We start from the raw sequence: 12138 nt of genomic DNA on the forward strand, positions 1-12138 counted from the left end.
ATGAAAACCACTTTTCCCGATTCCCTCGGCTTTTTCGGCGTTCATCCTGCTTATGAAAACCACTTTTCCCGATTCCCTCGGCTTTTTCGGCGTTCATCCTGCTTATGGAAACCACTTTCCCAAACAAAAATGGATATTTCTTCAAAATCAATCCAAAACTATACAGGTTATTAACCAAAACCATAAAAATTTACAAATTTATTGTACTTTCGTTTCCTTTCTATGAAGTTTATAATAAAATATTGGTTATATTATTGATATAATCATACTAAGATCGTTTTGATATTTTCGATATAAACGAATTACTAGGTACAATACTAAACACTAAAAGTATTCATACATATTAGAAAGGTGGCTATAATCTTGGAGATTGGCTCTAATTTTATAAAAAACATCATGAAAGAAGATCTAGAAACAGGAAAGCATGATACGGTTATTACTCGCTTTCCGCCAGAACCGAATGGCTATTTGCATATTGGTCATGCTAAGTCTATTTTTATTAATTTCGGACTAGCAGATGAATTTGATGGCAAAACAAACTTGCGCTTTGACGATACAAACCCTTTAAAAGAGGATATTGAATATGTAAACTCTATTAAAGAAGATGTAGAATGGCTTGGATATGAATGGGAAAATCTGCTCTTTGCTTCTGACTATTTTGAAGAAATGTACGAGCGTGCCGTTCTATTAATTAAAAAGGGGTTAGCATACGTAGATGATTTATCTGCTGATGAAATTCGCGAATACCGTGGTACATTAACAGAACCAGGGAAAGAAAGCCCTTATCGCACTCGCTCCATTGAAGAAAATCTACAATTATTTGAAGCGATGCGGAACGGGGAGTTTGGTAATGGCGAAAAGGTTCTTCGTGCAAAAATTGATATGGCTTCTCCTAATATTAACTTAAGAGATCCTGTTATTTATCGTATTGCACATGCAACCCATCATAATACAGGAGATAAATGGTGCATTTATCCGATGTACGCATTTGCTCATCCATTAGAGGATGCAATTGAAGGTGTAACCCATTCTCTTTGTACGACTGAATTTGAAGATCAACGCCCTCTATACGATTGGGTTGTTCGTGAATGTGAAATGGAAAGCGTACCACAACAAATTGAATTTGGCCGTTTAAATATTACGAACACTGTTATGAGCAAGCGGAAATTAAAGCTTCTTGTAGATGAAAAATTTGTAGATGGTTGGGACGATCCTCGTATGCCAACTATTTCTGGTTTAAGAAGAAAAGGAGTAACGCCAGAAGCAATCCGTAATTTCTGTATGGAATTAGGAATCTCAAAGGGTTCTGGAGCAGTTGACTCTGCGATGCTTGATCACTTTGTTCGTGAAGATTTAAAATTAAAGGCGCCTCGTACAATGGGTGTTCTAAATCCTTTAAAAGTAGTCATTACTAACTACCCAGAAGGTCAAGTGGAACTGTTAGATGCGGAAATTAATCCAGAAAATCCAGAGATGGGGATTAGACAAATTCCATTCTCTCGTGAAATTTATATTGAACAAGAAGACTTTATGGAGAATCCTCCGAAGAAGTACTTCCGCTTATTCCCTGGCAACGAAGTGCGATTAAAGCATGCCTACTTCATCAAATGCGAAGAAGTAATAAAGGATGACGAAGGAAATGTAATCGAGCTTCATTGTACGTACGACAAAGAAACGAAAAGTGGAACTGGATTTACTGGCAGAAAAGTAAAGGGAACATTGCATTGGGTAGAAGCAACTCAAGCTATCCCTGCCGAATTCCGCTTATTCGAACCACTTATTTCTGATAAAGATGAGGAAATGGAAGAAGGCAAGACTTTCTTGGATTATGTGAATCCTAATTCTCTTGAAGTAATCCAAGGCTTTATTGAGCCAAATATGAAGGATGTTAAGCCACAAGATAAATTCCAATTTTTCCGTCATGGCTATTTTAATGTGGATCCTAAATACACAACAGCTGAAAAGCCTGTATTTAACCGCATCGTTTCCTTAAAGAGTTCATTTAAGCTTTAAAAGGACTTTTCAAACTCCGGGCACCCAGGGACGTGAATCCCATCAGCCACTGGGTGCCCGGATAGACACAAATCAACTTCAGAAAACTTATAAAGCAAAGGGAGAAGCATAATCGATATTTCGACTATGCTTCTCCCTTTGTTAAATTCCTTATATCCAAGTTGTTGCTGGCTTTGTTGTATTTGCAAGCCAATCATATTGCAGCAAACGCAATTCAAATAATTTCAATGGATCATGGAACATTTCTGGATTATTCTTTAAGCGTTCTAATAAATTCTTGTATTCCTCAATATCTATTGATTTTTCTTCTGCAACCTGTTCTAAGGTTACCTTTGGACTGATAAAGAACATCTTTATATCATTTTCTAATCCTTTTTCATAGAAATCAAAATGCTGTAAAACAGCTGTTGAAACAGTTGATGCTACTTCAGAAAAGTCTTCTGTTTCGATGTACTTTTGATATTTAGATTGCAGCATTTTTTTATTTTGTTGAATGGCTCCAAGTAATTTCCCTGCACTCTTTAAAAATACTTGCGACGCATTAAAGCGATTAAAAATATTTAACGGATCGATACGAAGTCCGCTTGCCAAACGGCGTGCATCTCTTTTCCAATCTTCTATAATCGCAAAGTCACAGGTTAACTCTAATGGATGCTCTTTATATATTCCATTAAAGCCTTCGCAAAGTTCTTGCAGGAATTGTTGTCCTTCTCCTAACTGCTTATGAGAAGTTTGAATCCATTCCTCAATGCTCCGATGGATTCGCGGTGATAATGTTTCATTTATATACTGATTTACACGTTTATTCATCTCTTCATTTAGAGAAACATGCATTTTAGTAAAATCACTATCTTCTTGCACAAAATCCTTACATCCTTTTAAAATAGCTGGAATATCCTTCTTAAGTGCCTCTTGCGTTTCCGATTTGATTTCTTCAAACTGCTTTGTAATTAAGTCAATTTTTGACGCTTCCATATCCATAAGCTGATTTTTAGCGCCTGTAAGCTTACTTACCATTTCCTCATACAATTCTAGAGATCCCTTTAAACTATTTTCCAAATCTAAACGTTTATCTAATAGATTTGTAATTAAATCTTGAATAATGGAGATACAGCTTTGCAGTCTTTCTTCGTTCATGTTTCTTCCATTGAAATGCTGTTGATAGTAGCGGCTAACCTCATCTAATTGAATTTTTCTATCCTCTTGCTTGGAATAGATAAAGATTTTGCTACTTGGGAAATAGTGCTGAATGGCTGCCGTTGCCTTTTGTAAACGCTTGGTTGCAACTTTCTCATTTTCCGCATCATCTATATAAATCAAAAATTGTATCGTTAGAAATGGAGATTTTTCTTTCCATTGCTTTAACTGTTCATATTCCTTATAGGAAATAACAGAGCGTTCATTAATGACAAATAGAAGACTATCAGCAAGCATCGCATAATCTGCATAAGATTCATTTTCTACAAATGGAACCGTCGTAACTGTCCATCGATTTTGATTTAAATAATGAGAAGGGGTATCTAATTGAAATACGCTCGGATTCTCAGATGAATGTTGATGTGTCAATAATTCATCATAGAAGTTAGTGAGTGTATCAATCGGTCTCAATCCAGAGTTAGTTACTTCATTAATTTCAAGATAATCATTATCTTTTACCGTTAAGATTGCTCTTGCTTCTTCCGCCAGAATAGTTTCTCCCACAAGCTCATTAATATATGCATTTACGCCACTCCCAGGTGAGCCTACCATCAATAATTGATAATGATCGGATGGTAGATAATCCTGTACCTTTTGCGCAAATTTCTTGTCAAGTGGAATATCATGATTATCTGCCCACTGTATGATTGATTCAAATAAATGCATAAATTGCTGGAATGATACATTCGTCTCAGAAGTTTCATTAATGACTATTTCCGCTTTCGATACAACCGAATATTCAATAGAATGTTTGAACATTTCATTCCAAGCTAAAACAGCAGATGCCGCAGATAAAACCTGATTTCCAGTAGAAGATAGGAAATAATTAGATAAAAGTGCTGGAATTATCTCTTGTACTTCCTTAATCGGATAGCTGCCATTAATTAAACGAGCATACGCTTTTTCTAAAATGAGTGACAGTCCCTCTTCAGCTTCACTTGGCGCTGGTTCATAAATTGTATTAAACACGGTTATCCATGTTAGATAATATGGAGTATCTTCATAGTTTTTCCATAGGGATATTGCCAATCTCTCAAAAGTAGCAAAATCTAATTCTTGCAGATTCTTCAAACTTTCCATAAAATATCCTGGTTCAAACTGATTGATTACACCGAGATTACTATAATGAATCAGTGCTTCATACCATTTTAATGCATCCGTTCTTTTCCCTTCGTTCACAGCTAGCTGGATTGCCTTTTCCCAATTTTGTTGTTCTTCATAATACGATTTGGCCACAGTTGTTATATTGGCATAATCAGGATTTGAAATGACAAGATTATTGATAATTTCTAATGCCATTTCATGATTTTCTTTTTGGAAATATAAAGAAAATAGTTGCATAGATATTTCTGTTTTTAAAAGTTCAGAATCGGTGACGATTGATTTATAAAAGCTTTCTGCAGTAGAATATTCCTCTAATTCCAAATAGGCATCCGCAAGATTTTTTTTCGCCCATGGCTCTAATTCATTACTAATATTTTCCCATTTAAAAATAGCTGATTCATAGTCATGGTATTGAAAATATAATTCACCTTGTGCAAAGCGGATCGAAGTTAAATCAGGAACATTTTTTCTTTGTTCCGCAATATATAATTGACCTAAAACCTCAATTGGCGATTCGTCTCTATCATTTAAGTATCCTTCATAATATGTTTTTTCTATTAGTTTTTTTTCTAACGTCATAACTTCCCCCTGCTATTCATTTAGAGTGTTTAAATCCATTTCTAAATAATATATTTATGCTTAAACTTTCGCATTATGTCTTAGTAGGCTATCCTTCATTGTAGCAAAACAGACTATTTCATGGATTTCTATATCGATTCAATCTCTTTACAATATAATAACAGTTAAGTAATTCTTCTAAAATGTTAGGTATTCCTACCTGTTTTTCTTGTTTAAGTTACGTTTCCACCACAAGAACATAGAATGCTCACTCTTTTATAATGACACTATTATATTTAGATTACTGATTATGATTCCCTTCCTCTAGTGCCAATCGTACCTTTCTTCCCTGTTTTTTCCGCTTCCTTATTTACCCGAAAAAAAAAGTTCCTTGCATCTTAAGACCTACCTCAAAATCTTTCTTTGATTCGTTTTTGGATATAAACGGAATATGCAAAAAAAAAAGAAAATGGTCAACCATTGGTGAGCTGGTAACCATTTTCTTATAAACTTATGGAGTTATGCCATTCACTGCATTTGAATCAGGATGAATAATGTCACCAAGTCCATTATCTTCTCCGCTTCCGTTCCATCCCCCAGATTCAGGAGTCGGATTAACTGTAACAGACGTAGATACCGCTTCACTAGAACCTACTTCATTTGTGGCAGTTACTGTAATAATATATGTTTGACCAGGCTGAAGTCCCATCAATGTGGCTTGTAATTCTGACGTCGGTGCTAAGGTTTGCGGGATTCCATTAACCGTAAAAGAAACAATGTATTGGATATTTTCGCCTTCATTACTAGGTTGCCAATGAATCAAAATGCTATTTGATGCTTGATCATAAGTTGCTTGTAGATTACTGGGACTGTTTGGTACTTTGGCTTGTTCCTCAATTTTGATGGCAGTTGAAGCTATATCACTTTTTACACCTTCTGCAATTGCCACAACCGTAAAGGCATATTCTTTTCCTTTTTCAGGATTTGGAAGAACGACCCTTTTATCCTCTGTAGACGTTAAGTTTGTTGTTTTTCCATCTACTGTATAAGAAACTTCAAAGCTTGTTTCAAAACCACTAATAGTAGCGTGGTTCCATGATAATTGAATATGATTTGCTTCTTCATCATAAACTGCGCCAAAATCGGTTGGTGTTGCGGGTTTTGGCGGTTGTGGTTTTTCTCCACCCTTTACGTAATACTCCATTCCCAATTTTCCAACACTGTCTGGTTGCTTAAATCGATCTTGACTTGTCGCCGTCTTTGACATAATCGCTTTGAAAACGAGTAAAGAAAGGTCGTCCGTTGTGCTATTTAAATAGTCACTCGAAGATGTCGTTTTATCAAACCCAGTCCATACGGCTCCAGTATATTGTGGAGTATACCCTACAAACCAAGCATCCCTTACAGCATTTTTTGGTAAGCTGTATTTCGTAACGGTTTGTTCATCAAAGTTCGTCGTTCCCGTTTTTCCAGCGAGGTCTATACTAGGAATATTCGCCTTCGTCCCTGTACCTGAATGAACTACTGACCGTAACATATCGGTTACTAAGAAAGCTGTATAATCTGCCATTACTTTTTTCTCAGTCGGTGCTAATTTCTCAACACGCCCATCTGAATAGACAATTTTTGTTACGGTATGGGGTTCCATATAGTAACCACCATTACCGAAAGCAGAGTAGGCACCGGCCATCACAAGTGGAGATGCCGCATCAATTCCGCCAATGGAGTTTGCCTCATTTCCTTTTTGCTCATCTGAAATCGGGAAGCCTAGGCTTCTAGCAAATTCGGTTGCAGCATCTGCGCCAACCTCTTGAAACGTTTTTAATGCTGGAATATTACGTGACCAAACAAGGTGATTTCGAATCGTCTTACTTCCTGCATAGGTACGACTTGCATTTCGAATCGGAGTCCCATCGCTGTAATGATATTCTTCATCTTTTATCTTGTGCCCTGTTGACCATTTGAATTTTTCAATGGCAGGTCCATAGTCAAGAATCGGTTTAATTGTCGAACCAGGCTGACGTTGCATCATAGTGGCATAATTATAGGAATTAGTTTGAAAATTTCTCCCGCCACCAATGGCTTTAATTTCTCCTGTTTGTGTATCGGTAATTACTACAGCTGTTTGAAGCTTCTCATTATCTGGAAAGCTTACATAATCATTGGTTGACAGTACATCTTCTGTCAATTGTTGTATATCCGGATCGATGGTTGTATAAATTTCTAATCCATCTTCAAAAATGTTCGCATTTGTCTTTTCTTGTACCTCCTTTAAAACGCTATTCACAAATGCCTCATATTTATTTGCTTTCGGCTTCTGAATGTTAATCGTCTCTTCAACGGGGGTGCTTTGTGCGTCTGTCATTTCTGATTTGGAAATATAACCATGTCTATTCATATAGTTAAGAACCATATTTCTTCGTGTTTCTGCCCGTTCAAGATTGTCCTCAACGGTTGGCATATATCGATTCGGACTTTGTGGAATTCCTGCTAATAGCGCAGCTTGTTCAAGTGTTAATTGATCTAATTCGTCCACATTTAGCCCAAAGAAACGCTCAGACGCTTTTGCTACTCCATATACATCGCCACCGTATAGGTTTTTGTTGAAATACATTTCTAATATTTGCTCTTTAGTGAAGCGACGTTCTAATTGTATTGCCAAGTACCATTCCTGAATTTTTCTTGTTGGTGTTTGCTCAATTGACAGAAAGGAATTTTTTACCAGTTGCTGTGTTATAGTACTTCCACCACCACTTTCTAGTGATCTTGTCGTAATTACTTTAAAGATTGCAAACAATGTTCGTTTTACATCGATTCCATGATGCTTGTAGAAACGAGAATCCTCGGTTGCTAATACAGCATCCTTTAATACCTCTGGAATTTGTTCCATTCCTATATCATCACGTTTTTCCGCCCCTACCTCAGCGATGACTGTTTTCCCATCACTAGCAAATAAGCTAGAGGATAAAGGGTCTTTTAATAAGGTTTCGTCAAACTTCGGAGCATCTTTAATAATCAAGATAATTGCTCCCACTCCAACCAAAAAAAGCAAAATCCCAACGATAAGACTAAAATATAAGAACTTTTTCCAAAATCTTTTCTTTGGTTTTTGATTCTTTGATGAACGTTGTTCTTCTTGTATTTTTTTTCTTCGCTCAACGCGAGAATGATTGTTTTCAGTCATTCGAGTAGCTGCTAACAAAATATAAACAAATCCATTTTGTCTATATTTACTTTCTTGATAGCAGGTTTTTCACCTCATTTTTCGTTTTTTGTATGATTTAGTAGAGAGAATAGGCACCGTTTTACTTTATTTGTCTCTGTCTTATTGTTATAGAATATGGCTTTAAAAATTCGTTTAAAATACGATTTTTCCAATTTGCAGCTCATACCCTCCAACCAGTTTTTTTGATATGATATAAGGGAAGAATTCTTTTTGAAGTTTACATAATAATATAATGATTAATCAATAGATAATGAATGATACATTTATGATAATTCTTTTATAGGAGTAAAAATATGAAGGAGTCAATATTCTTAATTGTCGAACAGGGGGCGCCATTTGAGGCGGGAGACTTTATCCCAATGAATAACAATAATTCGATTTTGATTGCAGGAAGAAAAGGGACGAACTGGGATCCTGATCTTTCGTTTCGCAATATTTTTGTATCAAGAAAGCACTTTGCAATTTATTACAAAAATCATCAATGTTACATCAAGGATTTGAATAGTAAGCATGGAACATTTTTAAATCATAGACGCCTAAATGCACATGAAGAGACCATTCTCAAAGCTTCTGATAAAATTTCACTAGCAAATGATTTAATTAAACTTTCTGTTGCTTCTATTATTGATGATACTTCCGATATTATACCGATTATTCACGGAATAGAGAAACGATTATCAAAGGATTTTTATCTCGATCCAATTAAACAAGAATTGTTCTGGTATAATCAAACGTGGAAATTTTCGGAGAAAGAGTTTAAATGTATCGATTTCCTTATCAAGAATAAGGATCAATTTGTCTCAAAAGAAGACCTGATCCAATGTGTATGGTCAGAGCGAATCCCAAATTGTGTAGGCGGAATTGATGTAAGTAATGAAGAAATCAATTCCATCATTTATCGGATACGCAAAAAAACAAAGCTTGTCATTAGCATTGAAAACATAAGAGGAAAAGGATACATTCTTTCTTTTATTAATGAAAAAAATAGCGTGATTTAAAACGGTTTTGGCAAAAAAAGACGACAAACTCTCTTATGTTTGTCGCCTTTTTTAAGTTCTTCATTATTTTTTCTTTTCATCCTCTTTTTCAATTTTCTCTACAGGGGAATGACCCATCCAATCTTCTTGCTTCATCCGTTTTTTTCGTCTTCTTTGCGATACAACAATGACAAGAATAATAAGAACAATTAAAAGAAGAGGAACTCCGAAAGCTCCATAAAGAATATTAAAAAGACCATCAAAAAATTCTGACATGGTGTACCTCCTTGTGAATGCCTTTGCTGACTGCTCTTCGCACTTTTTCGCTTTCTATATATAACTTTCCCATTTCATTCTTTTCTAAACGCTAGATTTTGGTGATAGTAGCTGGTCTTTTAAAAGCAAAAATCTCCTTCGTATGTAAGGAGATTTTTGTACAGTCGTATATATTAACTTTAAAATGGACTTCATAAGCAGAAAGGAACCTCCAGCTCAGCTTATTTCTTCTCAGGAAGCTTTTCCAAATAATCAATTGCCTCTTTCAACGTGCTTACTGGGACAATTTTTATATCTGTATATCCTTCTTCCTTCATTTGTTCCTTAATTTCCTTTTCATTTGTATCGTATTCATTTATATCTCTTGGATAAAAGAATATTTCTACATCTGCTTTATGCGCAGCAACTATTTTGTGCTGAATTCCGCCGATTTGCCCTACGTTTCCTTCTGCATCCATTGTGCCAGTACCAGCAATTTTATATCCTTTTGTTAAATCCTCTTCCACAATTTGATTATAAACCTCTAAAGAAAACATCAATCCAGCTGAGGGACCACCAATATTTTCACTATTTATCGCAACATCAATGGAAGGTTGAATCGTCATATTATCTTCAGGAGCAATTCCGATTCCGACTTGTCCTGTCTTTTTATCTAATTCAATTACTTCAATAGCTGCTTCCTTCTTTTTCTTGTCATGCATAAATTCAAGCTGAACGGTGTCTCCTGCTTGCTTCTCTTTTAAATACGCGATTAACGCTTCACTTTTCGCAAATTCTTGTCCATCAACCTTTTTGATAATATCCCCAACTTGAATAATGGATTTGGCTTTGGAGTTTTCTAATACTTGAGCAACGAAAATACCATTATATTCGAACTGAACTTTTTTTCCTGCTTCATGAAGGCTAGCAATAATAGCATTTTGCTTAGAGGTATCCATCATGTGAAGCAATAACTTGTTGTATTCTTCATCACTAAGATTCCCTCTTACCTCTTCTTCTTTTCGTATTTCCGTATGTGGTGCGACTAATCCGTATAGATATATATATGGATTATTTGCCTTAATCGAATAAACAGTTGTTAAATTAAGGCTTCCTTTTTCCGATTTTGTTCCATCTTCTACCGTCACTTTTGGCGCAAGTGCCTCAATAGAGCCTGGCTGATTTAAATAATAAGGGGTTGGGATAAATAATAGAATAATGAGTACCCCAAAAAGTATGGCTAACCACTTTTTTGAAAAGATGCTTTTTCTTGATTTATTCATATTTACATACTCCTTAGGATGTTATTTTACTTATATAAATATTTACATATTTCGCATTAAAAAAGAATGAATTTCAGATAGGTTTTCCATTAAAAGAGGATATTTCATTCAAGGTTTTTCGCAATAATTGTACACCCGCTTCGATTTCTTCTAAAGTTAGTCCTCCATACCCCATCACAAATCTGTCTTTATGCTTCCCTTTTTCTAAACTATATTGTTCGATCGGATATACCTTCACTCCGGATTCCTGAATTTTATGTATTAATGCTGGCTGAAAATCGATGCCGGGAATTTCTACTACTAAGTGCATACCTGCTGATTTACCAATGATTGTAGCATATTGAAAATTTTGCTGAATAGCTGAAACTAATCGCTCTCTTTTCTCTTTATATATTTTTTTCATTTTCCGAACATGCCGATCTAAATATCCTTCCTTGATAAAACGTGCTAATACTAATTGTTCCAGTGAGGAAGTATGCCGATCTGAAAACCATTTAATTTGTTCAAAGGAATCAACTAATTCCTCTGGCAAAATAGCATAGCCAATACGTAATCCAGGGGAAAGAATCTTGCTAAATGTCCCCACATAAATAACATGGTTTGGCGCTATTCCTTGAATGGATGGGACAGGAGCTCCTTCATAGGTAAATTCACTATCATAATCATCTTCTACAATATAGCAATTCATTTTTTGAGCGTATTCTATTAATTGTAGCCTTCTTTGAATAGAAAGAATACCACCTAACGGAAACTGATGGGAAGGAATAACAAAAACAAAGCTTGGGGCATCTTGCGGTAAGCCATTCGGATCAATTCCGTTTTCATCTACGGGAACAGGAATAATTTTCGCCTTGCTATAAGTAAAAATATTCCTCATTTCATCTGTTACCGGATCTTCCACTGCAATTGGATTATCGTCTTTGCCAAGCATTTCTGTAATGAGCTTCAGACCTTGAGTAGCACCAGATGTAATAAAAATTTGCTCCGCCCTGCATTGTACCCCTCTGACTCTTTTTAAATAGTTAACGAGTGCATCCCTTAATTCAGCTGATCCTGATGCCTCTCCATATCCAAAGGCTTCCTCTGATGAATGCAAACAAATTTCCTTCGATAATTGTGCCCATTTTTTCCTAGGAAAATAATCGATCGCTGGGTTGCCTGCCTTAAAATCGATAAATACTTTTGCGGAATCATTATTTTTTTTAGGAAAATCCATTTTCTTTTTTCTTTCCATAAATGGAAGAGAAGTACCTTGTGCTACAAATGTTCCTGATTTTGGTCTAACCTCTAAATATCCTTCTGCAATTAATCGCTCATAAGCTTCTAAAACAATATTCCGAGAAACGCCAATAGAACCTGCCAATTCTCTTGATGAGGGCAGTTTTTCTCCTTCCTTTAATTGCTTTTCCAATATGCCATTTCGAACTTGATCATATATTTGATGCGTAAGAGAAATAGATTGCGAACGATCAATTGTAATAAAGATCATGGAAAATCCTCCTAAACAAAAGCTAACTGGTACTAT

At 35.6% G+C, this 12138-nt stretch carries 7 protein-coding genes; 2 read left to right on the forward strand and 5 right to left on the reverse strand.

Annotation, left to right across the window (positions count from 1 at the left end; all coding sequences use genetic code 11):
• Positions 1-363: 363 nt before the first annotated feature.
• A complete protein-coding gene (locus RTL21_RS11405) occupies positions 364-2013 on the forward strand; it encodes a glutamine--tRNA ligase/YqeY domain fusion protein (RefSeq protein WP_312096012.1) in 1650 nt (549 codons plus the stop codon).
• A gap of 150 nt (positions 2014-2163) precedes the next feature.
• Here RTL21_RS11405 and RTL21_RS11410 read toward each other — a convergent pair whose 3' ends face one another.
• On the reverse strand, positions 2164-4893 hold the full coding sequence (locus RTL21_RS11410; RefSeq protein ID WP_312096013.1) for a tetratricopeptide repeat protein: 2730 nt from the start codon (positions 4891-4893) through the stop codon (positions 2164-2166).
• 490 nt (positions 4894-5383) lie between these two features.
• On the reverse strand, positions 5384-8056 hold the full coding sequence (locus tag RTL21_RS11415; protein ID WP_312096014.1) for a PBP1A family penicillin-binding protein: 2673 nt from the start codon (positions 8054-8056) through the stop codon (positions 5384-5386).
• 335 nt (positions 8057-8391) lie between these two features.
• Here RTL21_RS11415 and RTL21_RS11420 point away from each other — a divergent pair, with 335 nt between their 5' ends.
• Positions 8392-9096, forward strand: coding sequence for an FHA domain-containing protein (locus tag RTL21_RS11420; protein ID WP_312096015.1), 705 nt, complete (start codon positions 8392-8394; stop codon positions 9094-9096).
• 63 nt (positions 9097-9159) lie between these two features.
• On the opposite strand, the gene RTL21_RS11425 is transcribed toward RTL21_RS11420, so the two are convergent.
• From RTL21_RS11425 to pdxR, 3 genes are all read right to left on the reverse strand, one after another.
• Entirely contained in the window at positions 9160-9351 is a 192-nt protein-coding gene (locus RTL21_RS11425) for a hypothetical protein (RefSeq protein WP_312096016.1), read from the reverse strand.
• Positions 9352-9572: 221 nt separating this feature from the next.
• Positions 9573-10613, reverse strand: a complete 1041-nt coding sequence (locus RTL21_RS11430) for a SepM family pheromone-processing serine protease (protein ID WP_312096017.1) — start codon at positions 10611-10613, stop codon at positions 9573-9575.
• Between the two features lie 73 nt (positions 10614-10686).
• Entirely contained in the window at positions 10687-12102 is a 1416-nt protein-coding gene (pdxR, locus tag RTL21_RS11435; protein ID WP_312096018.1) for a MocR-like pyridoxine biosynthesis transcription factor PdxR, read from the reverse strand.
• Positions 12103-12138: the final 36 nt, after the last annotated feature.

It is taken from the genome of Niallia sp. (assembly GCF_031978665.1).
Lineage (GTDB): Bacteria > Bacillota > Bacilli > Bacillales > Cytobacillaceae > Niallia.